At 45.9% G+C, this 26,312-nt stretch carries 30 protein-coding genes and 2 riboswitches; of the genes, 3 read left to right on the plus strand and 27 right to left on the minus strand.

The annotated features are described in order from the left end of the window. Window positions 1–61: 61 nt before the first annotated feature. From sufB to QMA39_RS08505, 10 genes are all read right to left on the minus strand, one after another. A complete protein-coding gene (sufB, locus tag QMA39_RS08460; protein WP_027956421.1) occupies window positions 62–1,459 on the minus strand; it encodes a Fe-S cluster assembly protein SufB in 1,398 nt (465 codons plus the stop codon). A 33-nt stretch (window positions 1,460–1,492) separates the two neighbouring features. Further along, window positions 1,493–1,936 (minus strand): Fe-S cluster assembly sulfur transfer protein SufU, encoded by a 444-nt coding sequence (sufU, locus tag QMA39_RS08465; protein ID WP_206933576.1) that lies wholly within the window; start codon window positions 1,934–1,936, stop codon window positions 1,493–1,495. Further along, entirely contained in the window at window positions 1,926–3,146 is a 1,221-nt protein-coding gene (locus QMA39_RS08470) for a cysteine desulfurase (RefSeq protein WP_281658416.1), read from the minus strand. Before QMA39_RS08470 ends, sufU begins: the two co-directional genes overlap by 11 nt. Further along, window positions 3,146–4,453 carry a Fe-S cluster assembly protein SufD gene (sufD, locus tag QMA39_RS08475; protein WP_281658417.1) on the minus strand — a complete coding sequence of 436 codons (1,308 nt, stop codon included), beginning with the start codon at window positions 4,451–4,453 and terminating at the stop codon, window positions 3,146–3,148. Before sufD ends, QMA39_RS08470 begins: the two co-directional genes overlap by 1 nt. Window positions 4,454–4,471: 18 nt before the next feature. After that, the gene (sufC, locus tag QMA39_RS08480; protein ID WP_027956417.1) at window positions 4,472–5,251 is read right to left on the minus strand and encodes a Fe-S cluster assembly ATPase SufC; all 780 of its coding nucleotides are present in this window, start codon (window positions 5,249–5,251) and stop codon (window positions 4,472–4,474) included. 239 nt (window positions 5,252–5,490) lie between these two features. Next, window positions 5,491–5,631, minus strand: coding sequence for a hypothetical protein (locus QMA39_RS08485; protein WP_169516222.1), 141 nt, complete (start codon window positions 5,629–5,631; stop codon window positions 5,491–5,493). 226 nt (window positions 5,632–5,857) lie between these two features. After that, on the minus strand, window positions 5,858–6,223 hold the full coding sequence (locus QMA39_RS08490; RefSeq protein ID WP_027956416.1) for a carboxymuconolactone decarboxylase family protein: 366 nt from the start codon (window positions 6,221–6,223) through the stop codon (window positions 5,858–5,860). A 66-nt stretch (window positions 6,224–6,289) separates the two neighbouring features. Next, on the minus strand, window positions 6,290–7,147 hold the full coding sequence (locus tag QMA39_RS08495; protein ID WP_027956415.1) for a MetQ/NlpA family ABC transporter substrate-binding protein: 858 nt from the start codon (window positions 7,145–7,147) through the stop codon (window positions 6,290–6,292). A 23-nt stretch (window positions 7,148–7,170) separates the two neighbouring features. After that, window positions 7,171–7,839: a methionine ABC transporter permease gene (locus tag QMA39_RS08500; RefSeq protein ID WP_027956414.1), complete on the minus strand. Its 669-nt coding sequence runs from the start codon at window positions 7,837–7,839 to the stop codon at window positions 7,171–7,173. Further along, window positions 7,832–8,857, minus strand: coding sequence for a methionine ABC transporter ATP-binding protein (locus QMA39_RS08505; protein ID WP_027956413.1), 1,026 nt, complete (start codon window positions 8,855–8,857; stop codon window positions 7,832–7,834). The genes QMA39_RS08500 and QMA39_RS08505 overlap by 8 nt, the downstream gene beginning before the upstream one ends. A 78-nt stretch (window positions 8,858–8,935) precedes the next feature. Continuing rightward, a riboswitch (SAM riboswitch) is annotated at window positions 8,936–9,049 on the minus strand. Window positions 9,050–9,213: 164 nt separating this feature from the next. After that, window positions 9,214–9,316: riboswitch (SAM riboswitch) on the minus strand. Between the two features lie 99 nt (window positions 9,317–9,415). Here QMA39_RS08505 and QMA39_RS08510 point away from each other — a divergent pair. Next, window positions 9,416–9,835 carry a TlpA disulfide reductase family protein gene (locus tag QMA39_RS08510; RefSeq protein ID WP_281658418.1) on the plus strand — a complete coding sequence of 140 codons (420 nt, stop codon included), beginning with the start codon at window positions 9,416–9,418 and terminating at the stop codon, window positions 9,833–9,835. Window positions 9,836–9,969: 134 nt separating this feature from the next. On the opposite strand, the gene QMA39_RS08515 is transcribed toward QMA39_RS08510, so the two are convergent. The 8 genes from QMA39_RS08515 to QMA39_RS08550 all read right to left on the minus strand — a co-directional run bounded on the left by QMA39_RS08515 (window position 9,970) and on the right by QMA39_RS08550 (window position 18,387). After that, on the minus strand, window positions 9,970–10,278 hold the full coding sequence (locus tag QMA39_RS08515) for a thioredoxin family protein (RefSeq protein ID WP_027956411.1): 309 nt from the start codon (window positions 10,276–10,278) through the stop codon (window positions 9,970–9,972). 9 nt (window positions 10,279–10,287) lie between these two features. Next, window positions 10,288–10,635, minus strand: coding sequence for a topoisomerase (locus tag QMA39_RS08520; protein WP_027956410.1), 348 nt, complete (start codon window positions 10,633–10,635; stop codon window positions 10,288–10,290). A 128-nt stretch (window positions 10,636–10,763) separates the two neighbouring features. Then, window positions 10,764–11,147, minus strand: coding sequence for a glycine cleavage system protein GcvH (gcvH, locus tag QMA39_RS08525; protein WP_027956409.1), 384 nt, complete (start codon window positions 11,145–11,147; stop codon window positions 10,764–10,766). Between the two features lie 84 nt (window positions 11,148–11,231). Next, entirely contained in the window at window positions 11,232–11,591 is a 360-nt protein-coding gene (locus QMA39_RS08530; protein WP_206933568.1) for an arsenate reductase family protein, read from the minus strand. A 246-nt stretch (window positions 11,592–11,837) separates the two neighbouring features. Then, window positions 11,838–13,619, minus strand: a complete 1,782-nt coding sequence (locus QMA39_RS08535; protein WP_027956406.1) for an acyl-CoA dehydrogenase family protein — start codon at window positions 13,617–13,619, stop codon at window positions 11,838–11,840. A 16-nt stretch (window positions 13,620–13,635) separates the two neighbouring features. Next, on the minus strand, window positions 13,636–14,811 hold the full coding sequence (locus tag QMA39_RS08540; protein ID WP_281658419.1) for an acetyl-CoA C-acetyltransferase: 1,176 nt from the start codon (window positions 14,809–14,811) through the stop codon (window positions 13,636–13,638). Window positions 14,812–14,841: 30 nt separating this feature from the next. Further along, window positions 14,842–17,244 carry a 3-hydroxyacyl-CoA dehydrogenase/enoyl-CoA hydratase family protein gene (locus QMA39_RS08545; RefSeq protein ID WP_281658420.1) on the minus strand — a complete coding sequence of 801 codons (2,403 nt, stop codon included), beginning with the start codon at window positions 17,242–17,244 and terminating at the stop codon, window positions 14,842–14,844. Between the two features lie 225 nt (window positions 17,245–17,469). After that, window positions 17,470–18,387: a proline dehydrogenase gene (locus tag QMA39_RS08550; protein WP_206933563.1), complete on the minus strand. Its 918-nt coding sequence runs from the start codon at window positions 18,385–18,387 to the stop codon at window positions 17,470–17,472. Between the two features lie 197 nt (window positions 18,388–18,584). On the opposite strand from QMA39_RS08550, the gene QMA39_RS08555 reads away from it, so the two are divergent. Then, a complete protein-coding gene (locus QMA39_RS08555) occupies window positions 18,585–18,848 on the plus strand; it encodes a hypothetical protein (protein ID WP_281658421.1) in 264 nt (87 codons plus the stop codon). Between the two features lie 11 nt (window positions 18,849–18,859). Further along, window positions 18,860–19,195 carry a spore coat protein gene (locus QMA39_RS08560; RefSeq protein ID WP_027956401.1) on the plus strand — a complete coding sequence of 112 codons (336 nt, stop codon included), beginning with the start codon at window positions 18,860–18,862 and terminating at the stop codon, window positions 19,193–19,195. Window positions 19,196–19,355: 160 nt separating this feature from the next. On the opposite strand, the gene QMA39_RS08565 is transcribed toward QMA39_RS08560, so the two are convergent. The 9 genes from QMA39_RS08565 to QMA39_RS08605 form a co-directional block, all read right to left on the minus strand. Continuing rightward, window positions 19,356–19,562: a cation transporter gene (locus QMA39_RS08565; RefSeq protein WP_027956400.1), complete on the minus strand. Its 207-nt coding sequence runs from the start codon at window positions 19,560–19,562 to the stop codon at window positions 19,356–19,358. A gap of 89 nt (window positions 19,563–19,651) precedes the next feature. Further along, window positions 19,652–20,416 carry an STAS domain-containing protein gene (locus QMA39_RS08570; RefSeq protein WP_281658422.1) on the minus strand — a complete coding sequence of 255 codons (765 nt, stop codon included), beginning with the start codon at window positions 20,414–20,416 and terminating at the stop codon, window positions 19,652–19,654. Beyond that, a complete protein-coding gene (locus QMA39_RS08575) occupies window positions 20,403–21,062 on the minus strand; it encodes a cobalamin-dependent protein (RefSeq protein ID WP_281658423.1) in 660 nt (219 codons plus the stop codon). Before QMA39_RS08575 ends, QMA39_RS08570 begins: the two co-directional genes overlap by 14 nt. A gap of 5 nt (window positions 21,063–21,067) precedes the next feature. Next, window positions 21,068–21,436, minus strand: coding sequence for a hypothetical protein (locus QMA39_RS08580; protein ID WP_206933561.1), 369 nt, complete (start codon window positions 21,434–21,436; stop codon window positions 21,068–21,070). Then, window positions 21,433–21,738 carry an antibiotic biosynthesis monooxygenase gene (locus QMA39_RS08585; RefSeq protein WP_206933560.1) on the minus strand — a complete coding sequence of 102 codons (306 nt, stop codon included), beginning with the start codon at window positions 21,736–21,738 and terminating at the stop codon, window positions 21,433–21,435. Before QMA39_RS08585 ends, QMA39_RS08580 begins: the two co-directional genes overlap by 4 nt. Window positions 21,739–21,910: 172 nt before the next feature. Next, complete coding sequence (locus tag QMA39_RS08590; protein WP_027956395.1) at window positions 21,911–22,717, minus strand: VLRF1 family aeRF1-type release factor; 807 nt, start codon at window positions 22,715–22,717, stop codon at window positions 21,911–21,913. 65 nt (window positions 22,718–22,782) lie between these two features. Then, window positions 22,783–23,997 (minus strand): DUF4129 domain-containing protein, encoded by a 1,215-nt coding sequence (locus QMA39_RS08595; protein WP_281658714.1) that lies wholly within the window; start codon window positions 23,995–23,997, stop codon window positions 22,783–22,785. Window positions 23,998–24,001: 4 nt separating this feature from the next. Beyond that, window positions 24,002–25,201, minus strand: a complete 1,200-nt coding sequence (locus tag QMA39_RS08600) for a DUF58 domain-containing protein (protein WP_281658424.1) — start codon at window positions 25,199–25,201, stop codon at window positions 24,002–24,004. Beyond that, complete coding sequence (locus QMA39_RS08605; RefSeq protein WP_206933557.1) at window positions 25,198–26,148, minus strand: MoxR family ATPase; 951 nt, start codon at window positions 26,146–26,148, stop codon at window positions 25,198–25,200. Before QMA39_RS08605 ends, QMA39_RS08600 begins: the two co-directional genes overlap by 4 nt. Window positions 26,149–26,312 lie beyond the last annotated feature (164 nt).

Genomic DNA, 26,312 nt, shown 5'->3' on the forward strand with positions numbered 1-26,312 from the left:
TTTCTGTGTCTGCCCACAAAAAAACCGCACAGATCAGAATCTGTGCGGTTTCTGTATTCAATTAACCGATGGAACCTTCCATTTCAAATTTGATCAGGCGGTTCATTTCAACGGCATATTCCATTGGAAGTTCTTTCGTGAATGGCTCGATGAAGCCCATCACGATCATTTCTGTTGCTTCCTCTTCAGAAATACCACGGCTCATCAAGTAGAACAACTGCTCTTCAGACACTTTGGAAACTTTCGCTTCGTGCTCGAGAGAGATGTTCTCGTTCATGATTTCGTTGTATGGAATCGTATCTGACGTAGATTCGTTATCCATAATGAGCGTATCGCACTCAACGTTGGAACGTGCGCCTTCGGCTTTCCGGCCGAACTGGACGATTCCGCGGTAGGTTACTTTACCACCATGCTTGGAGATGGATTTGGAAACGATGGTCGAAGACGTGTTCGGCGCCAGGTGGTGCATTTTCGCACCGGCATCCTGGTGCTGGCCTTTACCAGCAAGGGCGATGGACAACGTCATACCGCGAGCCCCTTCTCCTTTAAGAAGGACAGCTGGATATTTCATCGTCAACTTGGAACCGAGGTTACCGTCGACCCATTCCATCGTTGCATTGGACTCAGCAACCGCACGCTTCGTAACAAGGTTGTAGACGTTGTTGGCCCAGTTCTGGATCGTTGTATAACGGCAGTACGCATTATCCTTAACGAAAATTTCAACGACCGCACTGTGCAGCGAGCTGGACGAATACGTAGGAGCTGTACAGCCTTCTACATAGTGGACGGAAGAACCTTCGTCAGCAATGATCAGCGTACGCTCGAACTGTCCCATATTTTCAGAGTTAATACGGAAGTAGGCCTGAAGCGGCGTTTCCACCTTCGTATTTTTCGGAACATAGATGAAGGATCCACCGGACCAAACCGCAGAGTTCAACGCTGAGAATTTGTTGTCGGATGGAGGAATGACTTTTCCGAAATATTCTTTGAAAAGGTCCTCGTTTTCTTTAAGAGCTGAATCGGTATCCTTAAAGATTACACCCATATCTTCCAGGTCTTTCTCCATGTTGTGATAAACCACTTCGGATTCATACTGGGCAGATACACCGGCAAGGTATTTCTGCTCCGCTTCCGGAATTCCAAGACGGTCGAACGTATTCTTGATTTCTTCCGGAACTTCATCCCACGAACGCTCGGAACGCTCAGATGGTTTTACGTAATACGTAATATCATCAAAATTCAGTTCCTGGAGGTCGCCGCCCCACTGTGGCATCGGCATTTTATAGAACTGCTCAAGAGACTTCAGGCGGAAATCAAGCATCCACTTCGGCTCTTCTTTATAATTAGAAATTTGTTCAACGACTTCCTTCGTCAAACCTTTCTGTGTACGGAAAATGGATACGTCTTTTTCGTGGAAACCATATTGGTACTCTCCCACTTCTGGCGCTTTTTTGGCCATGGTACATACCTCCTTTTGGTATTGGCAAAAGCTTTAGTCCTGCTTCTCTTCTCCGACACCTTTTTCCATGGCTTTCCATGCCAGGGTCGCACATTTGATGCGTGCCGGGAACTTGGCTACTCCCTGAAGGGCTTCAATGTCACCAAGGTCAAGGCCGTCTTCATCAATGTCTTTCCCCTGCATAAGGTCAGAAAACAGCTCGGACATTTTTAATGCTTCATCAACGGGTCTGCCTTTAATCGCCTGCGTCATCATGGATGCGGAGGAAAGGCTGATGGAACAGCCTTCTCCGTCAAACTTCGCTTCCTGGACCAATCCGTCCTCCACTTGCAGGTAAACCTGTATCCGGTCCCCGCAGGTCGGATTGTTCATATCTACAACCATTGGATTTCCTTCAATGGAGCCACGGTTACGCGGGTTTTTATAATGATCCATAATGACTTGACGATAAAGGGTATCTAGGTTATTAAAAGACATCGCCAAAATACTCCTTTGTTGTTTGTAATCCAGCGACAAGTCGGTCTATATCTTCTTCTGTGTTGTAGAGATAAAAGCTTGCTCTGGCCGTAGCCGAGACGTTCAGCCAGCGCATCAGCGGCTGGGCACAGTGATGTCCCGCACGTACAGCCACCCCTTCAGCGTCAAGCACGGTTGCGAGATCGTGAGGGTGGACATCGCCGAGATTGAACGTTACAAGACCGGCACGATGTTCAGGACCGAAAATCTTCATATCGTCCATCTTGTTCATTTCCTGAACCGCATAGGCAGCCAGCTTTTCTTCATGTCTGCGTATGTTATCCAGACCGATGTCTGTCAGGAAGTCGATGGCAGCGCCAAGACCAACAGCGCCTGCAATGATCGGTGTACCCCCTTCAAATTTCCACGGAAGCTCTTTCCACGTGGAATCATACAGGTTAACAAAATCGATCATCTCACCACCGAATTCAACCGGCTCCATATCATTCAACAAGGCTTTCTTACCGTAGAGAACACCAATGCCGGTCGGACCGCACATTTTGTGTCCACTGAAGGCGTAAAAGTCAGCATCCAGGTCCTGGACGTCGATGCTCATATGAGGGACACTCTGAGCTCCGTCCACGAGCATGACTGCACCTTTACGGTGGGCGATTTCAGCCACTTCCCTCACCGGGTTGATCGTACCAAGTACGTTGGATACATGCATCATCGCTACAATTTTCGTTTTATCGGTAATCGTTGCTTCTGCATCTTCCAGACGAACCGTACCATCCGGCTGCATCGGAATGTACTTGAGGACAGCGCCTGTCTCTTTGACGACCTGCTGCCATGGGATGATGTTGCTGTGGTGCTCCATCTGAGTAATGACGACTTCGTCACCTTCAGAAAGGTTCGCGCGTCCGTAGCTTGATGCTACCGTATTGATCGCTGTCGTTGTACCACGTGTGAAAATGACTTCCTGTGTACTGGAAGCATTTATGAAGCGGCGTACTTTTTCGCGGGCACCTTCATATTCGTCTGTTGCTTTCGTTCCCAGTGTATGAACACCTCTGTGAACGTTGGAATTGTATCCGCGGTAGTATTCATCAAGCTTCTCAATCACCTGAAGAGGTTTTTGGGAAGTCGCGGAGGAATCCAGGTACACGAGCGGATGCCCATTCACTTCCTGTTGAAGGATTGGGAACTGTTCGCGTACAGCTTTTACATCCATTAATAGACTTTCCTTTCAATTACCTGTCTAAGCTGGCGTTTTACCGCCTCTACAGGCAATTGATTTACAACAGGTGCCAGGAATCCGTGAATAATCAAACGCTCCGCTTCAAAGCGAGAGATTCCACGGCTCATTAGATAATAAAGCTGGATCGGATCGACACGACCGACAGAAGCAGCGTGACCGGCGGTAACGTCATCTTCATCAATAAGAAGAATCGGGTTCGCGTCACCACGTGCATCCTTGCTTAGCATCAGTACACGGGACTCCTGCTCTGCATTGGATTTACTGGCGCCGTGTTCGATTTTTCCAATTCCGTTAAAGATTGCAGAGGCTTTGTCCTTCATAACTCCGTGCTGAAGGATATATCCATCCGATCCTTTTCCGAAATGGGTGATATTCGCTGTAAAGTTCTGCTTCTGCGTTCCGCGGCCGATGGCTACAGTTTTCGCATTGGAGTGGGAGTTGTCACCGATCAGGTGGGTGATGTTTTCAGAGACAGTATCCCCTTCATTCATCTGTCCAAGAGCCCATTCAATGACAGCATCACGGTAGGCTACGCCACGTCGGTTTGCATAAACAGTCGTTCCGGCTTCAAAGTTATCCACAGCACCAAAGGAAACTTTTGCTCCGTCTTTAGCGATCACCTCTGCAACAATGTTGGAAGAGGTCTTCTCTTCTTTATTGTGGGAAATATAGTTCTCCACATACGTAACTGAACTGTTTTCCTCTGCCACAACAAGAATGTGGTTAATGAGAGAGGCTTTAGGATCCTCCTGCCAGAAAATGGCCTGAATCGGTTCTTCGATCTGAACGTTTTTCGGAACATAAAGGAAAACTCCGCCGTTCACAAGGGCCGCATGCAGCGCTGTCAGACGGTGCTCGTCCACGTGAACCGCATCATTCATGAAATACTTTTCAACAAGATCACTGTGCTCACGGATGGCTGTCAGCATGTCAGTGAAGATGACACCCTTGTCCTTCAGCTGCTGTTCAATCGCTGCATAGGCAACGGTATGGTTACGCTGGATCACAAGGTTCTGCTGTTCTTTTTCCTGATCTAAAAAGTCTTTGATTTCAACTGGAAGCTCATCCAGATTTTCAATCTTATCACTCGTGACATGATGATCGATTTCTGTGAAGTTCCATTTAGAAATATTGGTTTTATCTGGTTTTGGTAGTGGAAGAGATTCTGATTTCTCCAGAGCACTTAGACGAAGATTCTTCATCCATTCAGGTTCCTGAAGACCCTGGGAAAAGTTTGTAACATACTCTTTGTCGTATGGTAGTGTGACTTCTACTGTCATGGTTACCCTCCTATCTTATTACGCGTTGACCGTTTCGTCTTCTATGCCAAGCTCCTGCTTGATCCAGTCGTATCCTTCTTCTTCAAGGCGCTGGGAAAGTTCCGGACCACCGGACTTCACAATACGACCCTGCATCATCACGTGTACTTTATCAGGAGTGATGTAGTTCAATAGACGCTGGTAGTGAGTGATGATCAGGCAGCCGAAGGAGTCGTTGCGCATTTCGTTGATCCCTTTGGAAACGACTTTAAGAGCATCGATATCCAGACCGGAATCAATCTCATCCAGGATGGCAATCGCCGGCTGGATCATCATAAGCTGCAGAATTTCGTTACGTTTTTTCTCACCACCGGAGAAACCTTCGTTCAAGTAACGCTGAGCCATGTTCTTGTCCATTTCAAGCGTATCCATTGTGTTGTCCATCTCTTTGATGAATTTCATAAGAGAAATTTCATCACCTTCTTCACGGTGAGCGTTAATGGAAGAACGCAGGAAGTCGGAGTTGGTTACACCGCTGATTTCACTCGGGTACTGCATGGCCAGGAACAAGCCGGCTTTCGCACGCTCGTCTACTTCCATTTCCAGTACGTTTTCACCATCAAGGATGATTTCACCTTTGGTTACTTCATACTTCGGGTGGCCCATAATTGCAGAGGACAATGTGGACTTACCTGTTCCGTTTGGTCCCATAACTGCGTGGAATTCACCGCCGTTGATTGTTAAGTTTACACCTTTAAGGATTTCCTGACCTTCAATCTCTACGTGAAGATCTTTAATTTCTAATGTTGATCCTGCCATAATGTATACCTCCAGTATCTATTATTATCGAATGTCCAGTCAGACTGAAAACAAACATTCATTCTCAATTTATTCTCATTATAATCTTAAATCATTTTTTATTTGTAATCAACTTTTTCCCACTGGTAAAAGGAGAGGGAAAACTGGACATTGATACATGTTCAATCTCACTTTCCTCCAATAGTATAACATGAAAAAATCAGGTGACTAAAGCCACCTGATCGATTCGTTCCTAAACATTATCTATGCAATTGACGGTCCACCTGGGCATGCATTTTCTGAGTTTGTTCGAATTCACGCTGACGCTTTTGTTCTACTTCCAACCGGGTGTCCAGTCTCCGGCTGTACTCCGCATAACTCGTATTGTGAGCCTGATGCATAGCCTTTTCCATTTCAGCGGTGTAATTCAACTGCAGATGGTCATTAATAACGAATCAACCCTTTCAGATTATTTACACAATTTAGGTTACCACAAACCTCTACCCTGTATAAAATCTTCTGAAACCGCATTTTCATTCATGTGTGGACCCGCGGGCCGATGTAAGCGTTTAATAATTGCATTTTCATTTAATACATTTGTTTTTCTTTAATTTTCTAATAATTCAATTAGTTAATGTTATTCGTTAAATCACTGTAGGCGTCCTGGACGAGAGTGACAGCCTGACTGAGAGCTGCCCCTCCTCCGAAAGCTGCCGCTACTCCACAGGCTTCCAAGATCTCCTTTTCGGAAGCCCCTTGATCGACGCAGCCTTTTGTGTGGTAGATCATACAGTATTCATCCTGGGCAACAATACTGATTCCGAGAGCCATCAGCTGTTTGTCTTTTTGAGAAAGTTCCCCGGCCTTGAAACACTCCTGTGAAAACTGACTGAACTGGCGGGCGACTTCAGGCATGTGTTCCGCAAAGACACCCATTCCTTCTTTATAATCATGTAGATAGGTCTGCGTCCACGTCATATTCTGATCCTGCATGTTAAAACCTCCCATAAAAAATAAGTGACTGCGGTTAGTATAAACCGCAGTCACTTATTTTATCCGTTATTCAGAATCTCCGGAGACCGGGATAACCGCTCCATCATATTCCTCTTCAATGAAGGTTTGGATGTCTTCAGAACGAAGAACCTCCACAAGCGTGTTCAGTGCCTCACTGCCCTCATCTTTGCTTTGAGCAGCGATGACGTTCACATAAGGAGAGTTTGTGCCTTCAAGGATGATCGCATCTTCTTTTGGTACAAGATCAGCTTCAATCGCGTAGTTGGTATTGATCGCTACAAGGACTTCTTCCTCTTTTTTATACACTTCAGGAAGGTTGGCAGCGTCCACACCGGTATCAAACTGAAGATTTTTAGGGTTTTCAACGATATCATTGACGGTGGCATCCACTTTTTCTACACTCTCGTCCAGTTTGATCAACCCTTCTTTCTCAAGAAGTGTCAGTACACGGCCGTGAGTGGATACAGAACGACTCATAACAAACTCTGTACCATCTTCGATATCCTCAAGGTTTTCATACTTTTGGGAGTACACACCGATCGGCTCAATGTGAATGCCGCCAAGATTGGCAAAGTCATAATCATCATTATCCTTTTCCTGAAGTTCCATGTAAGGAATCGTCTGGAAATAGTTTGCATCTATACGTCCTTCAGCAAGATCCTGGTTTGGAAGGATGTAATCCTGGTACTCCTCGATGTTCAACGTGATGCCTTCCTCTTCAAGAAGCGGCTTCGCTTCCTCAAGGACTTCGGCGTGAGGAACACTTGTCGCTCCTACTGTAATTTCTTTACTTCCTTCTTCACTGCTTCCTTCTCCGCTGGAGGAATCTTCTTCAGAAGAACCGCAGGCGGCAAGAACGAGAACGAATAAAAGCGCAATCGCTGATGTCCAGATTTTTTTCATGAATAATCTCTCCCTTTTTATTTTTATCTTTTGTCCAATTTACGGGAAGCATAATCACCGATGAATTGGAAAATAAACACAATGATAATGATAAGCACGGTACAGATGAAGACCACATCAAAATTACTACGCTGAAAACCGTAGAAATACGCAAAGTCTCCAAGACCGCCGGAACCAATCGCACCTGCTACAGCGGTGTACCCGATCAACGCAATGGCGGTAACCGTAATGCCTGAGATAAGCGCAGGCATCGATTCCGGCAGAAGAACTTTAAAGATAATAGTGGATGATTTAGCCCCCATCGCCTTAGCCGCTTCTACCACACCTTTTTCCACTTCCTTCAATGCAATCTCAACGAGTCTGGCGTAAAACGGAGCCCCTCCGATAATCAACGCAGGAAGCGCCGCGTTAGGTCCACGTATCGTCCCGACCAGGAAATCAGTGAATGGGAATAACAGTAGAATCAAAATAATGAAAGGAATGGCACGGAATATGTTTACGACAGAAGCCGTAATCGTATTGACCACTTTGTTCTGCCACAGACCCCCGGGCCCTGACAGATAAAGCAGCAGCCCCAGAAGGATTCCCAGAATAAACGTCCCGGCCACGGAAATGAGCGTCATGTATAACGTTTCATTCGTCGCCGTAATCATATCCTCCATGCGTACGTTTGGAAAAAAATCATTAAGCATCCGGGTTCACCTCCACTTCAACAGAAGTAGAGCGTATATATTCGATCGCCCGGGCCACTTCCTCATTGTCTCCTTCAAACTGAACAAACATCGTTCCGTAAGCTCCTTTTTGCGTCTGCGTGATCTTGCCGTGAAGAATATTGACATCCAGGACGAATTTCCTGGAGACCTCACTGATCAGCGCCTGGTTGGTACTTTCTCCTACAAAATGCAGCCGGACGATTTTGCCTGACTGATACTTATCTTTGATCAATTTCAGAGAGTGCTCTTTTTCCTGGTCACCCATCACCTGATCAACAAATTTCTTCGTCACTGGCTGTTCAGGATGAAGGAATACGTCCAGAACATCTCCCTTTTCAACAATTCTCCCCTGCTCCATGACTGCCACCTGATGACAGATCTTACGGATGACATGCATTTCGTGCGTAATCAAAACGATGGTCAGTCCGAGTTTTTCATTGATGTCTACTAGAAGATCCAAGATGGAGTCCGTCGTTTCCGGATCCAGAGCAGATGTGGCTTCGTCACAAAGGAGGACTTTTGGGTTGTTGGCCAGCGCCCTGGCAATACCTACACGCTGTTTCTGACCACCACTCAGTTGGGATGGATAAGAGTTTCCTCTGCCTGATAAACCGACCAAGTCGATCAGTTCGTTCACCCTTCTGCTCCGTTCTTCCTTTGGTACACCGGCAATTTCCAGAGGAAAAGCGATGTTATCATAAACCGTTCTGGACCAAAGCAGATTGAAGTGCTGAAAAATCATTCCGATATCCTGCCGGGCAATGCGTAGTTTATTCTTACTGAGGCCCGTCAAATCCTGATCGCCTACGTGGATGCTCCCCTCTGTTGGATCTTCCAGTCGGTTCAACAGCCGGATAAACGTACTTTTACCTGCTCCACTGTAACCAATAACACCGTAGATTTCCCCTTTATTTATCGTAAGGCTTAAACCATCAACAGCCTTTACTTCCCGATCCTTCGTTTGAAAAACTTTAGAAAGATCCTTGATTGTAATCATGATGTGTTCCCTCCCATTCAAAAAACGCCATTCTGTTCGAGAACAGAATGGCGTTTCAATAGCATTGTATCTTCTGTTCTCTCATCTGTCAGAGCTGTTACACTCTGCAGGATTTGGCACCTTGACAGGTCGGTTACTCCTGCTGGTTGCCGGGCATCGTCGGGCCAGTCCCTCCGCCACTCTGGATAAGAGATTTTAATCTATTAAATTATTAGTGCTTTAATTCAATTCATAACCACAAAGTGGATTTTAGCACTCTGCCACCAGCGTGTCAACATAAATGAGCCACTTTTCAGAAAAGAAAAACATCTGTATATGCAAAAAAATCTCTTCTAAAATAGAAGAGACTGCATGGAATCTCATCTATCAAAGCTTTGTGCTCTGCAGGATTTAGCACCGTGCTTTTACGCCGGTTGCCGGGTTTCAAAGGGCCAGTCCCTCCACCACTCTGGATAAGTTATGATGTCGCTGTGAAATTATATGTTATGTTAGCATGGAGTCTATACGGACGTCAAAGATTATTGCGCCGGTATATTTTTACAGCAAGGAGATGAAGTCATGAAGGAACGTGCTCCTCAATTTGAACTTTCTTATATAAATCAGCCCTCCACCTATCGTCTGAGCGACCATTTCGGAAAAGTGATCGTCCTGACTTTCTGGGCATCCTGGTGTCCTGACTGCGGGAGAGACTTACCTAAAAAAGAGCAGCTCTTTGAAACGATGGACAAAGAAAAAGTGGAGCTTGTTACGATCAACGTCCCGGGCCGTGAACGCAGCCCTGATGCCGGAAAGGAATATGCTGAGAAATTTCTTAACCAGCCTACATTGATTGATGATGGGCGAAGCTTATACGATACGTTTGGCTGCCAGGGCGTCCCTTCCACAATTATCATAGATCAGGAAGGCAGGGTCCACCAATCGTTCGGTGATAAAGCTTCCTTTCTGGATATTGTCCAGTCCCTGGGGGAAATTGTTTAATCATCAAAACAACGGAAGGCCTCCCACCCACTTATAACTGGTCATACAGCCGATGAATAAAACCCGTTCTTTTATTGCAGAACGGGTTTTATCTCATTTTTTCATCTTGTCATTTCCCGGGGAATAAAGGCGGGTTATAGATAGGGAATAATCTTTTCATACATGTGTGGGACGGATTGAAAAGCATAGACCTTTTCAAGAACTTCTCCTTTATGGGTGATCAAGAGGCATGGAACACTTTCCACTCGATATTGTTCCATCAATGCAGGATGCAGAGAGGCATTCATTTCTGAGAATAGTGGTTTTTTATACATCTCTTCCAACGTTACCAGCATTTTGCGGGCAAGGTGGCACGTCCCACAAAAAGGACTGTGAATAAATGTCATTGTTTTTTCATCTGAGGACAGCGCTTGTGCTGCCTCTTTTTGTTCTAAATTCTGCAAAGCTTCCTCCTAAATTAAATACATAGACTTCACGCTGAAATGACGGCTCAACAATGCACGTGCAAGTTCAGGCTCAGGCGTTGCCGCTACTTCCCGAAAGGCTTTATCAATATAAATATGTTCAGCGTGCGGAAGTTCCTCTGTCAGCATCTTCCGTAGTTTAAAACCGGAATCATCTTCATCCACAAGGATATAGACCGATCGTTCATCCAGGTTATGTTCAAAGATCATTTCTTCCATCCGCTCAATACCGAGCGTTCCATGAGTACAGATGATTTCGATTTTCTCATCCAGCACTTTGTTCAATTTCTTCTTATCTGTAATCCCTTCAACAATCAAAATCCGTTCTCCATCCATCTTCATCACCTACTATATAGAAACAGACCATGCCATAGGGCATGGTCTGAACATGATTAAGATCAAGCACGATCATGTCAGACAAGGAATCATCGGTCCTGCCTGTACAACGGGCTTACTTGTTTTGATTAATCTTCATCAATCATCGCTTCATATTCTTCAGAAGACATCAGCTGCTCAACTTCTGAAGAATCGCTTGGTTCAACGACAACCATCCAGGCTTTGTCATAAGGAGACTCATTCACAAATTCAGGGCTGTCTTCCAAATCTTCATTCACTTCCACAACTTTACCGCTGATTGGTGCATACAGTTCGGAAACAGTTTTTACAGATTCCACACTTCCGAAAGGCTCGTCTGTTTTTAGTTCTTCTCCCACTTCAGGAAGCTCTACAAACACGATGTCCCCAAGTTCAGATTGAGCAAAGTCCGTGATTCCGACTCTGACTTTTTCTCCTTCTTCTTTCACCCATTCGTGTTCCTGAGAATAACGTAGATCTTTTGGTAAGCTCATATTCGATTACCTCCACAGTTCTTGTTTTAGTTTAATGACAGTTATAAACATAAAAGCCTTCTGCTTTTATTTCCAATGTTCTGCTCACCGGCCCCAGACGTTTTCAAATTCATCGGCTTTGAAACCAACAGTGACCTTCGTTCCATCCGTGACGATGGGCCGTTTGATGAGCATCCCGTCCGAAGCGAGCAGGCGCAGCATTTCTTCTTCATCTGCATCTTTCAGCTTTTCCTTCAGGTTTAACTCCCTATACTTCTTCCCACTGGTGTTGAAAAATTTCTTAACCGGTCGTTCACTCCTGGCCGTGAGGTCCTTCAACTCTTCCTGTGAAGGGGGATGTTCAACAATATGTACAGATTCGTAAGGAACCCCTTCATCATCCAGCCATTTTTTCGCTTTTTTACAAGTACCACAGTTTGGGTACCAGTAGAAGGTAACAGGCATATGCTCCTCCTCCTTCCAACTTGTTACGTCTTATTTTATCACAATGGAGACAATCTTTTCATTGAAAATTACTTTTCCCTCCAATTCCTTTTTCATTCTTTTACATCCTTTCTTCTTTTTCATTCAAAAGCCTCCAAGAGCACCCTTTCACCTGGAAACTCGGATGTCCCCGTGAGAAAAAAACTGCCGGATTCCTTCCTCTCTACATGCCAAAAGCCCGCACTTGAAAGTGCGGGCTTCAATGATTTATACGTAATACTTTTCTGACTCAATTAACCCCTGGGCAATTTCCCGCTTCTTCGGAATGACATTCGTCGGTGTATGACGTGTCAGTTTACGAAGGGCACCAAGCATCATACGCAGAGAGTCGCCGGTTTCAGACGCAATCAACGTTTCTTTCGCATGGGCCTCGATTCTGTTAAAGGCTTCCTGTACATACACCTGCGTGTAGAGGAGCTTCTGCTTATTCTTCTCTTCACCAGAACGATTGATGGCTTTCTCCGTTCGAAGGAGGGCTGATTCCATGTTATAGATTTCACCGACCATATCAGCGATATTGACGAGCACTTCCTGTTCTTTATCCAGCTTTTCTCCGTACTTCTGTGCGGCAAGACCGGCAGCAAGAAGTCCGATTTTCTTAGCATTTTTAACTAGATACTTCTCCTGCTCCAATGGCTCCAATCCAGGTTCTTCCGGCATCATCATCATGATTTCCTCCTGGAGCGTCTGGGCTTTTTGGAGGAGAGGAAGTTCCCCTTTCATCGCTTTTTTAAGCAGTGTACCCGGGACAATCATCCGGTTGATTTCATTCGTTCCTTCAAAAATACGGTTGATCCGGGAATCGCGGTACATTCTTTCCACTTCGTATTCCGCCATGAAACCGTAACCCCCGTGGATTTGTACGGCTTCATCGGAAGCAAAGTCGAGCAGTTCGGTACCGAACACTTTATTCAAGGAGCATTCAATCGCATATTCAGCGATAACCTTCGCAACAGCAGCCCCGTCTTTCAGCTCTTCATCAGTTAGTTTGCCCATGCTCTGTTCAAACAGCCCGACGGTCCGGTAAACGGAACTTTCATTGGCATACGTATTTGCGGCAACCGAACCAATTTTCTCCTGGATCAATGGGAACTGTGCAATCGGAGTTTTAAACTGTTTTCTTTCTTTGGCGTATTTTACAGACAGTTCAATCGCCCGTTTCGCTCCGCCAACACCACCGATGGCCAGCTTGTAACGACCAACATTCAGTATGTTAAAGGCAATGACATGGCCTTTTCCAATGTCCCCAAGGACGTTTTCCACCGGAACTTCAGCATCTTCAAGAATCAATGTACGGGTGGAAGAACTCTTAATTCCCATTTTCTTTTCTTCCGGACCTGTGGATACACCTGGATACTCTCTTTCTACAATAAATGCTGTGAATTTGTCTCCATCAATCTTGGCATACACAACAAATACATCAGCAAAAGCAGAGTTGGTAATCCACTGTTTTTCCCCGTTCAAAATATAATGGGTGCCCGCTTCATTAAGCTTAGCCGTTGTTTTAGCTCCAAGAGCATCAGACCCTGATCCCGGCTCTGTCAGGGCATAAGCGGCAATCTTTTCACCTGTAGCGAGTACAGGAAGGTATTTATTTTTCTGATCATGGTTCCCGAAGAATACAATAGGAAGAGACCCGATTCCAACGTGCGCACCATGAGTGACAGAAAACCCACCGGCACGGGAGAACTTCTCTGTAATTAAGGATGAACTGATTTTATCCAGCTGGAGGCCGCCATATTCTTCAGGCACATCGGCGCCGAGCAGTCCAAGATCGCCCGCTTTCTTCAAAAGAGCGACAGAATGTTCAAACTCATGGTTTTCCAGGTTCTCAATCTTTGGAACAACTTCACCAAGAACAAAATCTTCAGCCGTCTTGGCAATCATCAAATGTTCATCCGTAAAGTCCTCCGGGGTAATGACCTGATCGGCCGTTACATCCTCGACAATAAATCCGCCACCTTTAATCATCTCTTTTAATTCACTCATTGGTTGTGCCTCCCCATTAGATTAATTCAAATACCCCGGCAGCACCCATACCGCCGCCGATACACATCGTTACGACACCAAATTGCTCGTTTCTTCTCTTCATTTCATGAATAAGACTCAGCGTCAATTTCGTCCCCGTACAGCCCAGCGGATGGCCAAGGGCAATCGCTCCTCCATTGACATTGACTTTTTCAGGATCCAGACCCAGCTCACGGATGACGCGCAGCGCCTGTGAAGCAAACGCTTCATTCAGTTCAAATAAACCAATATCCTGGATGGACAACCCTGCCATTCTCAATGCTTTAGGCACCGCTTCAATAGGGCCGACCCCCATAATTTCCGGTTCTACACCTGCGACAGCAAAAGATCGGAATTTCACGAGTGGCTGGAGGCCCTCCGACTTCGCCTTCTCATGATCCATTACCAGAACGGATGCAGCGCCGTCGCTCATCTGTGAAGAGTTTCCTGCTGTCACGGAACCTCTTATAGAAAATGCCGGCTTCAGCTTTGCGAGTATTTCCTGTCTCGTGCCGGGACGGACTCCTTCGTCGACTGCAAACATCGCTTTCGTTTCCTTCACTTTGTGATCAGCACCAAGTTCTCGGTTTGTCACTTCCACCGGTACGATTTCGTCCTCGAATTTCCCTTCCTGATTCGCCCGTGCCGCACGTTCATGACTCTGAACAGCAAAAGCATCCTGGTCTTCTCTTGAGATTCCGAAGCGGCCGGCTACCTCTTCAGCTGTATGACCCATGGACATGTAATATTCAGGAGCCTGCTCCACCAATTCAATATTCGGCTTGATCACGTGCCCACCCATAGGAATCAGACTCATCGATTCGGCTCCTCCCGCAAGTGCGGTGTCACTGTGTCCGAGCATAATTTTTTCAGCGGCGTAGGCGATACTCTGAAGACCTGAAGAACAGTATCGGTTTATCGTAATCGCAGGAACTTTATGATGCAGTCCTGCCAGACCTGAAATATTGCGGGCCATGTTCATCCCCTGCTCAGCTTCAGGCATGGCGCATCCGATAATGACATCATCAATATTCCCTTCATATCCTCCGGCTCTTTTTAAAGTTTCTTTTATCGTTAAAGCGGCCAGATCATCCGGTCTCGTATGAGCGAGTGCGCCTTTTTTAGCGCGGCCCACCGGTGTTCTTGCTCCCGCTACAATCACTGCTTCTTTCAATGTATGTCCCCTCCTCTATGTCCTCTCCTTTTAGTTACGGAGCGGTTTTCCTTTCATAAGCATGTGCTGCATACGAGCCTGTGACTTCGGCTCACCAATCAGGCTGAGGAACGCCTCTCTCTCCAAGTCAAGCAAATACTGCTCATCAACGAGTGTCCCCTGTTTCAATCGTCCGCCAGCCAGTACAAAGGCCAGCTTTTCAGCAATTTTCATGTCATGCTCACTTGCGTATCCGCTTAAAACGAGAGACTTCGCCCCAAGAATCATTGTAGCCAGCCCTTGTTCTCCTGTGACGGGGACCTTCGTCCGCTTTGGTGCTTTGTATCCAGAACCGGCCAGACTAAGAACCTTCTGCTTAGCATCATGCAGCAGATGATCTCCGTTCGTACTTACTGCATCTCTTTGATCTAAAAATCCGTTTTCAAGAGCTTCTTCTCCAGAAGTAGATACTTTAGCCATCGCAATCTTTTCAAAGACACTGACGGCCGCCTTTTGAAGGTCAACCTCCACACCCTCAGGGATATTCCGCAGGTGTTTGATATACAGCTCCTTGTTACCACCACCGCCGGGGATCAGCCCGACTCCTGTTTCCACAAGACCCATGTACGTCTCTGGAGAAGCTTGAATCGCAGCAGACGGAAGGCAGACTTCCGCTCCTCCGCCAAGCGTCATTCCAAATGGTGCTGCAACGACCGGCTTATCAGAATACTTCAGTTTCATCATGCTGTCCTGGAAGTTCTTTACGACCATTTCAATCTCAAAGAAATTGTAATCCTGAGCTTCCATCAGCATCATGCCGAGGTTGGCACCAACACAGAAGTTCTTCGCCTGGTTACCGACGACGAGGCCGTGCCAGTCATTCTCATCTACGTAATCCACAGCGAAGTTCATCATCTGTACAATATCCAGCCCTATCGCATTGCTTCGGGAATGGAATTCGAGAGCAGCGACTCCATCACCTAAGTCAATGAGGCTCGCACCCGCATTTTTCTTAATCACATCTGTTTTCTCTTTCAGACGCTTCAAATTGATTTGTTTTTTATTAAAGACCTTCTCTTTGTACTCCCCATTGTGGTAGTAGTAAACGTTTCCATTTTCATGTTTATAAAAGGAAGGATTCTTATGATCGACCAGTTGCTCCACCCATGAAGGAACCGTTTCCCCTTCGGCCTTCATCCGTTCAACGGAGGATTCAACACCAACAGCGTCCCATATTTCGAATGGACCTGCTTCCCAGCCGAAACCCCACTTCATGGCATCGTCAATAGCAGAAATATCATCAGCTATTTCTCCTGCCAATTCTCCTGAATACAGAAGCACCGGTTTGATGATGGACCAGATCAAGTCACCGGCACGATCTCCTTCTGCCTGAACAAGGGTTTTGAGCTTGCGGTGCAGGCCTTTCTCTTGTTTGGCTGCTTCTGTTGCTTTTGTTTTTAATTTTCCACGCGGCTCATAATCAAGTGTTTCAGGATTCAACTGAAGAATCTCGCTGCCTTCTGCTGTTTTATTCTTCAGGAAGAATCCTTGACCGCTTTTTGATCCGAGCCATCCTTTTTCAAGCATCGCTGTCATGAATCCAGGAACTTCAAAGGCTTTCTTCTCTTTACCTTCCACCTGTTCATAAACATTGTTGGCGACATGGATAAAGGTATCCAGACCTACAACATCAAGCGTACGGAAGGTTGCGCTTTTCGGCCGGCCGATCAATGGACCAGTAACCGAATCCACTTCTCCGACCGAGTACCCTTTTTCAAGCATTTTCTGAACGGTGATGAGGAGGCCGTACGTACCGATACGATTGGCAATAAAGTTCGGTGTATCCTTGGCTTCCACCACACCTTTACCAAGCACATCCTCACCAAACGTCTTCATAAACGAAAGGACGCCCGGGTCCGTCGAAGCTGTCGGAATAACCTCCAGCAGCTTCAAGTAACGCGGCGGGTTGAAGAAATGCGTCCCGAGAAAATGCTTCTTAAAATCATCGCTGCAGTCTGCAGACATGGCCTCAATGGAAATGCCTGATGTATTGGAGCTTACAATCGAACCGGGCTTACGGTATTGATCTACTTCTGCGAGCACTTTCTTTTTGATATCCAGGTTTTCGACAACGACTTCGATGATCCAGTCGACCTCGCCCAGACGGCTCATATCATCGGTAAAGTTGCCCGTTTCGATCAAATCGAGATTTTTTTTACTTGTCAGCGGGGACGGCTTCTGCTTTAGAAGCGCTCTCTTATTCTCAGCGGCTATACGATTTCGTACCGCTGGATGTTCGATCGTCAACTCTTTACTTTTTTCCTGTTCGGATAATTCCCGGGGTGCGATGTCCATCATCAGCACAGGGATTCCTGTGTTGGCCAGGTGGGCAGCAATGCCAGCCCCCATCACCCCTGAGCCTAAAACTGCAGCCCGTTTAATTTTTTGATTCATCATTTCTCCCCCTATCTCTTTGAATGAATACTCATTCATTTTACGGTCAAAAAAATATAGTGCTGAACCGGTATCTACGTCTAATATAAAATATATTCAGACATTTCGCAATCCTTTTCTCCATAAATCTTAAAAATTCTTCCAAGTCCATTTCGTTATGTTAGTGTATGAGCGTTCGGCCGGTTTTGATTAAAAAAAGGAAAGACGGTGGGGGACAGCCCTTCCTCATCTGCCAAATACTCCTTTTAGCACGAAAGCGACGTTTGCCGGCCGTTCTGCGAGACGGCGCATGAAGTATCCATACCAATCATTCCCATAAGGTACGTACACACGCATTTTATAACCTTCCTCCACCAGTTCTTTCTGACGTTCCACTCGAATTCCGTACAGCATTTGAAATTCGAACTGATCCTTTGATATGCCTTCATCCTCCACCAATTTCTTTGTATACTCGATCATTTCATCATCATGGGTAGCTACTGCTGTATAATGGCCATTCATCAAGTGGATCCGGATAATTTTCTTTAAGTTGTCATCCACGTCTTTCTTATCGGGGAAAGCCACTTTGGCGGATTCCTTATAGGCTCCTTTCACAAGTCTCAGATTCGGGGAATACTCATCCAGTGATTCTATATCTTCGACCGTCCGGTATAAATACGACTGGAGGACGGTTCCGATATGGTCATACTCCTCCCTCAACTGCTTGAAAATCTTCAGAGTTCTGCCGCAGCGTTCGTAATCTTCCATATCAATGGTCACAAACACATCATTTTTTTCTGCCGCACCAAGGATCTTCCTCATGTTCTCCATCACAAGCGATTCGGAAATATCCAGCCCCATGGACGTCAGTTTAAGGGAAAGTTGTGAATCCAAATGATATTCTGCTATGGCTTCAATCGCAGCGATACACCCCTCCGCTGCTTCTCTGGCTTCTGCCTCACTGTCAATGAACTCGCCAAGGTGGTCAATCGTGACTGCCATACCCTGGTCATTCAAAATCCGGATGGTTCTCACAGCATCAGGTACAGAAACACCAGCGACAAACTTACCGGCACCAAAACGGAGTCCATATTTTTTCGCAAGCTTTGTAAAGAAACGGTTTTTCGATAAAAAAAGAAAGAAATTGCGCATCACCTTTTCCATCATTAAGCCCCCTGACTGATGGTGAGTAGAACATTTATAATTTTCAGAAATGTAAACGTTTGTGATTCTATTTTATCATTTTTCTTAAAAAAGGGTGAATATTTTCATCTCATATTCGACAAATAAACCCCATCTTTCGTTTATACTTCATCCTCAAACAGCCATACTAACAGGGAAAACATAAAGGAGGGAGTTCCATGCAGCCGAACCCAGCAACCGGGTCCATTCAGGGCGCACAGCCGATGGCTCAGGCCCCTGATGTTGTGACCATAAAAGATCAACTATACCTTGCAGACATGCTTTCCTGGAATTTAAATGCTTGTAAAAAAGCTCATTTTTTCGCTCAAAATTGTCAAACCCCCGAAATCCAGGCGGCGCTGGACGAAGCCGGCCAAATGCACCAGCGTCACTACAATAAAATCCTGGAGCACCTGAACACACAAGCCAATAAACCGAATTGAGGAGGTCCGTTATGAATCCGAACCAACCACAAAAAATTCAAAACCCTGAAACGACTGTACCACAGACACCGCAGATGAATGAGCGGGATTTCGTTAACGATCTTCTGGCTACGGAGAAGTACATGACATCGTCGTACAGCACAGCATTGAATGAGGCGAGTAACCAAGCAATTTATCAGGATCTGGCAACCATCTTCAAGGAAACACAGGACTGTCAGAGAAACCTGTATAACCTCATGTTCAAACATGGATGGTATGCTCTGGAGCAGGAAGAGAACCAAAAGCTTGACCAGGCCTACCAGAAATTTTCCGGTTATCAAACACAGCTTCCCTATACAGTACAGTAAGAAAAGCCCGGGACCCCGGGCTTTTCTTACTGTTGAGTCCGTGAGTAAGGTGGCTTACGTCCATCATCCCGTCTCCCTATCCTGCTCTGAATCCATAAAAAAAGCTGTCGAGAACCTTCTCGACAGCTTGAATAGGCCTGGAAAGCCAGGACCTTTATCGTTATCCAACTACCTCATACCCTTGGGCATGGATGGATTCTTTAATTAGATTTTTACCGACATAGGCTTCGTCGTACACCACATTGACCTTACCACTGTCGAGATGAACCTCTGCTCCGTGCACACCTTCAAGATTTTCAACTGTATCTTTAACCGTTTTCTGGCAGTGCCCACATGTCATACCGTTCACTTCAAGCGTCATTTCCATTACAAAACACCCTTTCTATTTTCTCGTTTACTTTATCTATTCCACATTGGAAAAGGGGAATAAACCGGAAATCAGCAGAAAGCAGCGTTTTACTGCACACAGTATTTGTAAATGGCCTGTTGAAGGGAATGAAGATAAGAAACTTCAATAGGAAAACGGATATTCTGGAGTTTTGGAACCTGTTCAGGCCGTACTCCTGTAATGACAACGGAGGCTCCCATAAAAAATAAAGAAGCGGTCAGACTTTTCAAAGCCTGGGCTCCGTCTTTCGGAATATCTCCAACGGCAGTAAAATCCAGCAGCACCCGTTCAATACCACCTTGATTGATCCTTTGAAGCAGCGGTTCTTCGACGACATCCATTTTATCCAGGGATAAATCACCAAACAAAGGGATCAACGCCGTTTCCTCTGTAAGAGTAATAAAAGGAGCCGAAAGACGGTTGTTCAGCTCCAACGCTTCCTCCAGTTTTTCTTTTTCCTCAAGGAGTTGAAAGTTCGTATCATTCAGGCGGGCGCGCAGTTGATTCATCATCGTTGTGACACGCTCCATCTGGTCATCCTTCAATATGAGCAGAACTTCTGCATAAAGGTCATTACTCCATTTGACGTGCAGATCACACGTTACGGGGTTACTTGCTTTTCCAAAAGGCTTCAGCTGGGCTTCCAGTGTTACCTTTTTCACTTCCGGATGGATCCATTTTTTCAGTTTGGAAAGACTGCCTTCATCAAATAAGTCCAGGAAGTTCTGCGGGATGACAAAGCTGTCTTCTGCTTCCTTGGAATAAGATTGCAGGATGAAATTTTTGTTGATTGTAAAAACGGGCAGAGGAAAAGAATGGTCAACTCGTTTCATTGATGGATTCTTCCCTTCCTTCTTTGAACCAATGCGTCAGATGTCCGATATTTTTAATCACCATAACCTGGTCGGATTCAAACTCCGACAAGTCAAATTTATAAGCAAGACGGCCGCCGATCATGATGGTCGGCTTCCACTCCAGCTGGGTGAAGGCCTCGATGGATTTCTTTATGGCAGGAATACGGTAGGACAAAGCCGCTGATATTCCTATTACATCGGGCTGGAATTTTCTAATTTGTAACATGGAATGTTCCATTGGAAGATCCGGCCCTAAATAACGGACCCGCCAGCCATGTTCTTTAAAAGTGTCGGCGACCATTTTCAGCCCGATATAATGCTGCTCCTCTTCCACTCCGAAGAGAAGGACCTTATAATTTTGCTGCTGCCGGCGTTTAGGAACCTCGTGATCAGACTCGATTTTTGAAAGAACAAAATCACATATGGCTGTAGCCAGATGCTCATCCGCAACCGATATTTCATTATTCTCCCACAGCTTCCCCACGTGGTACATTGCCGGAGTGATCAGGTTTTCAAACACGTAGGCTCTTGGATGATTCTCCAGGAGACGATACGTGTAGTTCAATGCCTTCTCTTCATCTCCACTCAAAAAAACTTGAGCGAGTTGTTCATGATGCAGATCCAAAATAGTCACCTCTCGTTCAGAGTATGAAGTCGTTTGAGAGCCTGTTCTAAATAGACGATGAACATCCGCTTCTCGTCCTCATCCACAAGAGACTGTCCATCGAGCAGTCGAACGAGCCGCTGAAAATTATCAATAATCAGTCCGGTCGGCACGTTTCTGGATGTCAATACATTGTTGAGCCAGTCCGTATAGTCCATAAAAAAGTCTACACTTCTCATCTCGTAAGCCGCAGCCAGATGGTCCAAATGATGATGATTGTCTTCTTCGGTCCGGTCTCTCCCGTTTTGGCCGAATTTTTCCCAAAGGTAAGGATAGGCTTCATAGATTTCTTCTGTTACGGTCCGGACAAGGTGGGCCTGCTCCGTGTTATTCATGTTGCCACCACCTCATACTTCTTCACTATTGGAACAATTCCCTTCAAATCTTCGTCAGGGTAATGTTTTTCAAGCTCATGAATTTTCTTGAACTGCTCACTTCTTGCCCAATTCAAATAAGCTTGTTTAGATTCCCACTCCAAGTGAACCGTCAACTCTCCCGGCTTCCGATCGTTTTGGAGAAGCTGAAAAGATAAAAATCCCTCTGCTTCATCTACGAGGCGAGAGCGATTCCGATAAATCTGAATGAGATCATCAGCTTTGTGTTCCGGCACCACTACAGTGGAGTCTACAACAAACATGTTCATTTCCCCAATCTCATTTATTTTCGCTGTATACTATTTTACCATAGCCTCTGAAAATCTGTATAATGGAAAGATTAAACGTGCCTGTGCCGGCCCATATTCAGTTTGGATGGTATGTATAAAATGACACATGAAAAAGCACCGGTCTCCCCGGTGCTTTTGTAAGAAATTATTGGACAACCTCATCGAGCACATGCATTTCTTCATGGTCCAGAAGGTTTTTGTTAATCATGTCTTCAGCTTCCTTGTTCATATGGTCCTGAAGGTCTTTCAATTCTTCCTTGTCACCAACGAGGTAGAAGCGCTCCCAGCCGTATTGTTTAGCGGCGCGGTCAATTTTTGGAGCTACGCTCTTATACCAACGGTAACGATTGGCTTCGAAGCGCTCTTCAAACTGATCCTGCTTCGAATTCTTCGCTCCGCCTGAACCCATGGACGCCTGGGCTCTGTCAGGCCCTTGATGCATGCGCCAATCCTCTGTATTCAGGTCAAGCTCAAACAATTGTGTATCCTTCAACGTTCCCAGTTCAGCATCCAGCAGTTTAATCTGGTTTTTCTGAGTCAGGACGACACCCGTTTTCGGGAATTTCTGCTGCATTTCCTTCAGCTGATCCAACACTGGAGCTTCCTCCCAGTAGAATTCAGTCTTAACCGGCATCTGGAACCTTTCAGCAAACCAGACCGTATCATCACCTGTAGCAAACAATACGACACTTTTTGCAAAATGCTGCTCGTTTTCTTCTATGAAGGTTTCAACCTTTTCTTTGACTGCCCAGTAGTTTCTTTTTTCATCTGAGTCCCCATCTTCCTGCAGATAGGATTCAAAGTTGTTCAGTCCATTCTTCAAATGAATTTTCCATTCGCCGCCTTGTTGATCAGGGTCGGATGGATCTGTATTCAAGTACATCGTAAATACTTTTTGTGGCTTTTCTAAGTGAATATGCTCTAATTTCTCTAATTCTTTGTTTAAATCCATAATTCAGCGACTCCTTTCAATAGTTCAACTAGCTATATTGACTATGTTTCCTGAAAGATGAGTGCTTAAACTTCTTTTCTACAGGCAAGCTGCTTCTTCAATCCATCCAGCTGGTCTGCGAACTGTCTTGTCTCCTGCTCGGTGAGGTCTATCCCTCCGTAACGGGCTTTTTCATAAACCTCGAGAACAGGATAGGAGAGATCCAGCCTTTGGAACCATGCTCCTGCAGATTCATAGGTATGCCTGGGGAAGCCAAGCCTTTCTGCTTCCTTCTCGAATCGGCGGAATTGTTGCCTTACATATCCCGAGGAAGAAGATCTGCGGAACCTTCGCCGGGTCTGCTTATACCTGTTTTCCACCTGTATCCCGGATGATGAATATGTCCACGCATCCTTTTTTAGAGTCTCTTCCCTTTTATTGTTCCAATTTTTATAAAGAAGCAGGATAACAAGAAGGAGGAATGCGACAGCTAGACCATATCCCCACCATTCCACGGCCTGTGCCACCTGGTCTGACCGGCTCCCATTTTCTCCACCTTCTGTATTGGTCATCTGGTGGATCTCCGTTTCGCCCCATTTCAGCTGCTCCAAAGGATCTGTTTGAAATGTACCAGCGTCCTCAAGGTCGAAGCCAAAGAAAGCGAGCAGATAGAGGAATCCAGTGAAAACCCCGGTAAGCAGATACAGCACGCCCTTGAACAACAAGGTTAAGATTCGACTGAACAAAGGATATCCTCCTAAAATGACTGCAAAAGCTCCAGTCATTAAACCGCTGTATAAAAGGAGATCACGCCCGCTTTCCTTCTTATCAGCCACTTCTGTCCACAATAAGCCGGCTGTAAACTGTCCCACCCAGACCATGACGAACGTAAGGACCAGAATCCCTGCTGCAAAGGGGCGGTTATACAATAGTAATTGGATAAATGTAAGCATCGCTGCACTTATCAAGATGAGACGTTCATTCTCCAAATCCTCTTCTTTATTGTGCAGAAAGAGTCGCCATAAAAAGAAGGCTCCGCAGAGCAGCAAAAGGAAGAGGGACAGCCCCGACAAATACCCAGTCCCTATCAGACCGCCTGTAAACAAAAGCGATCGAAGCGGGCGGCCGGATTCCGGACGAATCATGACAAACAACACAAGAACCGAGATCATATAAAGGAAATAGCTTATAAAAGACAGCAGGGAAGCAGTCACAGGGAAGAGGGAAAGTACGAGATAAAAGACAACCGATTCAGCCATGAACTGGTACACGAAAACAATAGACATCCGGAAATGACGCATCACATTATCTCCTCCTCTTCCATGCATAAAGAAATGCCGCATCCTTTTCCGTTTCCAAAATCAGGATGTTCCGTCCCTTCCACTGCCATTCGTGTAAAATATCCTTCATCTCTCCATCCACATCCCCGACAATAACCACCGTATTCTGTTTTTCTGTCTGCTGGTCCCATTTATACATGACCGGAGACATCTCCTGCACAGGAAACGATTTATCCACCCGTGCCAAAAGTTCAAGCGAATGTTTTACATGCAGGGCACCTTCTCCACTTTCCTGCTTGAAGATGGATGCTTGGTGCGGCCTTTTCACATTCACGAACAATTCGTAAGGGACTTCAAAATGGGCCGCCTTCATACAAAAAGAACCGGCAGCCGAAAGCAGCCGTTCTAATTGGCCGGACCGATAAGCATGTCCAAGCCTCGAGTGCTGGGTGAGATTGATAAAGATGGTCATTTCCTTGTTCATCTGTTTTTCCAGTATTTTCGTCTTCAAGGTTTGGGCTTTGGCCGATGCTTTCCAGTGAATACGTTTAATCGAATCCCCTGATATGTAATCCCTTACCCCGGCAGGTGAGGACGGATCTTCAACGATGGATTCGGGCGCATGATGGGCTCCGGACCTTCGGTGAAAGTACTCATCCACTCCCATGATCGGCACCAGCTCTGGATAAACGAGAAATTCTGTATGAACCGGCTTTTGATACGTCAATCGAACGGGAATGAAGGTAATGATGTGAGGATAGGTGAAAGACACATGCTTCACCTTCGTCGTCCCCCTGTGGACTGCTTCCAATGGTAGATTCAGATAGGCAGCCCCTTTTCCATGGAGGGTGAGCGGCAGTTTATAGTGATAGTCTTCTTTGTCTATGGTTTGCCGTTCCATGTTCTTCACAGAGTTTCCTGTGTGAAAGGATAGTCTCCCATTCAGCATCGGGAAGCGGGAACCGTTTTCGATCTGCAGCTTCAGCGATGTGGATTCTCCCGGAAAAAGGCGGATGGTTTTTTTCTCATGGTGAAAAAAGAGTTTTTTTCCACTATAACGATCATAGATTTTCCCCATTCCTACGAGAAGCAGAAGCATAGCGGCAGGCACAAAAAGGATGAAACGATCGACGACTACGGATATTACGATCATGACAACAGACGCAGCCATCGCCCTATCATAAAATCTCGTTTCATCTCCTGTTTCCTTCACCCATGCTTTCATGAGTGGTAACCGGCTTCGACAGGCACGGGAACTTCGCGTAACACGTCTTGCAGAATTTCCACTTTTGTCCTGCGGAGCGCTCCTTCCATGGATAAGACGATTCGGTGCTCCAGCACGGAGGGTGCAAGAAAGGTGATATCATCAGGAAGGACATAGCTCCTCCCTTTCAGTAAAGCCCTGGCCTGGGATGCCTTCATCAAGGCTATGGATGCACGCGTGCTTGCTCCCCGTTCAATCTCTTTCTTCTCTCTCGTCATTCGGACGAGATCAAGCAGATAGGTCAACGTATCTGCTTCAAGCTGGACTTTCCCCGCCTCTTTCCGTAAGTGCAGGATTTCTTCCAGGGACAGCATGGGCGGAACTTGCTCGGATGGCCTGCCCTGCTGGTATTCCATCAGAATGCGCTTTTCCTCTTCTTCCGACGGATAACCCATATCTATTTTAAACAAGAAACGATCCAGCTGAGCTTCCGGCAGCGGAAAAGTCCCCTGGCCGGTCTCCACAGGGTTTTGGGTAGCTATTACAATGAAAGGTGGAGCAATCGGAATGGTTTGTCCATCCACGGTCGTCTGCCTTTCTTCCATCACTTCCAAAAGGCTGGACTGGGTTTTTGGAGAGGCTCGGTTAATTTCATCAGCCAGCAGAATATTCGTAACGGCTGGTCCTGGATGCAGTTCGAATTCCATTGTCTTCGGGTTGTACACCCTCACTCCCGTCACATCACTCGGCAGGACGTCAGGAGTGAACTGCACTCTTGAAAACCTGCCATTCATCAGTTGCGCAAACAGCTTGGCTAACTGTGTTTTTCCTGAGCCGGGTACACTTTCAAGAAGCACATGCCCTTCAGCAATCAGGGCCGCAAACAATAACTCTATCGTCTGATCATTTCCCACTATCCGTTCACCTAAAAAGCGCTGTGCTTTTTGAACAGCTTTTATTTCTTTCATCGCAGCTCCCCCCATCCATATATTGTCATATTATATCAGAATTGACTGAATTTTTTAACAGGAACCAGACTCTGCCAAAGAGATGGGTTCTGTTTTCTCTCCCCGATCGTCTGTCTTTTTTTTAAATATGGCCTGGTCGGATGTTGATGCTTCCTATAAAAAAA

Origin of the sequence: Halobacillus sp. Cin3 (genome assembly GCF_947311855.1) — a bacterium.
Classification (GTDB): Bacteria; Bacillota; Bacilli; order Bacillales; family Halobacillaceae; genus Halobacillus; species Halobacillus kuroshimensis.

What these genes read in the sequence shown, in the direction of transcription:
- QMA39_RS08605 (WP_206933557.1), bottom strand. Translation starts at nt 26,148, where the DNA reads ATGAAAGAAATAAAAGCTGTTCAAAAAGCACAGCGCTTTTTAGGTGAA.
- sufU (WP_206933576.1), bottom strand. Translation starts at nt 1,936, where the DNA reads ATGTCTTTTAATAACCTAGATACCCTTTATCGTCAAGTCATTATGGAT.
- sufD (WP_281658417.1), bottom strand. Translation starts at nt 4,453, where the DNA reads ATGACAGTAGAAGTCACACTACCATACGACAAAGAGTATGTTACAAAC.
- QMA39_RS08485 (WP_169516222.1), bottom strand. Translation starts at nt 5,631, where the DNA reads ATGCATCAGGCTCACAATACGAGTTATGCGGAGTACAGCCGGAGACTG.
- QMA39_RS08585 (WP_206933560.1), bottom strand. Translation starts at nt 21,738, where the DNA reads ATGTTTGTTGTAGACTCCACTGTAGTGGTGCCGGAACACAAAGCTGAT.
- QMA39_RS08580 (WP_206933561.1), bottom strand. Translation starts at nt 21,436, where the DNA reads ATGAATAACACGGAGCAGGCCCACCTTGTCCGGACCGTAACAGAAGAA.
- QMA39_RS08560 (WP_027956401.1), top strand. Translation starts at nt 18,860, where the DNA reads ATGAATCCGAACCAACCACAAAAAATTCAAAACCCTGAAACGACTGTA.
- QMA39_RS08470 (WP_281658416.1), bottom strand. Translation starts at nt 3,146, where the DNA reads ATGGATGTAAAAGCTGTACGCGAACAGTTCCCAATCCTTCAACAGGAA.
- QMA39_RS08570 (WP_281658422.1), bottom strand. Translation starts at nt 20,416, where the DNA reads ATGAAACGAGTTGACCATTCTTTTCCTCTGCCCGTTTTTACAATCAAC.
- QMA39_RS08555 (WP_281658421.1), top strand. Translation starts at nt 18,585, where the DNA reads ATGCAGCCGAACCCAGCAACCGGGTCCATTCAGGGCGCACAGCCGATG.
- QMA39_RS08520 (WP_027956410.1), bottom strand. Translation starts at nt 10,635, where the DNA reads ATGGATGGAGAACGGATTTTGATTGTTGAAGGGATTACAGATAAGAAG.
- QMA39_RS08535 (WP_027956406.1), bottom strand. Translation starts at nt 13,619, where the DNA reads ATGAGTGAATTAAAAGAGATGATTAAAGGTGGCGGATTTATTGTCGAG.
- QMA39_RS08545 (WP_281658420.1), bottom strand. Translation starts at nt 17,244, where the DNA reads ATGAATCAAAAAATTAAACGGGCTGCAGTTTTAGGCTCAGGGGTGATG.
- sufB (WP_027956421.1), bottom strand. Translation starts at nt 1,459, where the DNA reads ATGGCCAAAAAAGCGCCAGAAGTGGGAGAGTACCAATATGGTTTCCAC.
- QMA39_RS08505 (WP_027956413.1), bottom strand. Translation starts at nt 8,857, where the DNA reads ATGATTACAATCAAGGATCTTTCTAAAGTTTTTCAAACGAAGGATCGG.
- QMA39_RS08565 (WP_027956400.1), bottom strand. Translation starts at nt 19,562, where the DNA reads ATGGAAATGACGCTTGAAGTGAACGGTATGACATGTGGGCACTGCCAG.
- sufC (WP_027956417.1), bottom strand. Translation starts at nt 5,251, where the DNA reads ATGGCAGGATCAACATTAGAAATTAAAGATCTTCACGTAGAGATTGAA.
- QMA39_RS08595 (WP_281658714.1), bottom strand. Translation starts at nt 23,997, where the DNA reads ATGCGTCATTTCCGGATGTCTATTGTTTTCGTGTACCAGTTCATGGCT.
- QMA39_RS08500 (WP_027956414.1), bottom strand. Translation starts at nt 7,839, where the DNA reads ATGCTTAATGATTTTTTTCCAAACGTACGCATGGAGGATATGATTACG.
- QMA39_RS08510 (WP_281658418.1), top strand. Translation starts at nt 9,416, where the DNA reads ATGAAGGAACGTGCTCCTCAATTTGAACTTTCTTATATAAATCAGCCC.
- QMA39_RS08590 (WP_027956395.1), bottom strand. Translation starts at nt 22,717, where the DNA reads ATGGATTTAAACAAAGAATTAGAGAAATTAGAGCATATTCACTTAGAA.
- QMA39_RS08495 (WP_027956415.1), bottom strand. Translation starts at nt 7,147, where the DNA reads ATGAAAAAAATCTGGACATCAGCGATTGCGCTTTTATTCGTTCTCGTT.
- QMA39_RS08600 (WP_281658424.1), bottom strand. Translation starts at nt 25,201, where the DNA reads ATGAAAGCATGGGTGAAGGAAACAGGAGATGAAACGAGATTTTATGAT.
- QMA39_RS08550 (WP_206933563.1), bottom strand. Translation starts at nt 18,387, where the DNA reads ATGGAAAAGGTGATGCGCAATTTCTTTCTTTTTTTATCGAAAAACCGT.
- QMA39_RS08530 (WP_206933568.1), bottom strand. Translation starts at nt 11,591, where the DNA reads ATGCCTGTTACCTTCTACTGGTACCCAAACTGTGGTACTTGTAAAAAA.
- gcvH (WP_027956409.1), bottom strand. Translation starts at nt 11,147, where the DNA reads ATGAGCTTACCAAAAGATCTACGTTATTCTCAGGAACACGAATGGGTG.
- QMA39_RS08490 (WP_027956416.1), bottom strand. Translation starts at nt 6,223, where the DNA reads ATGCAGGATCAGAATATGACGTGGACGCAGACCTATCTACATGATTAT.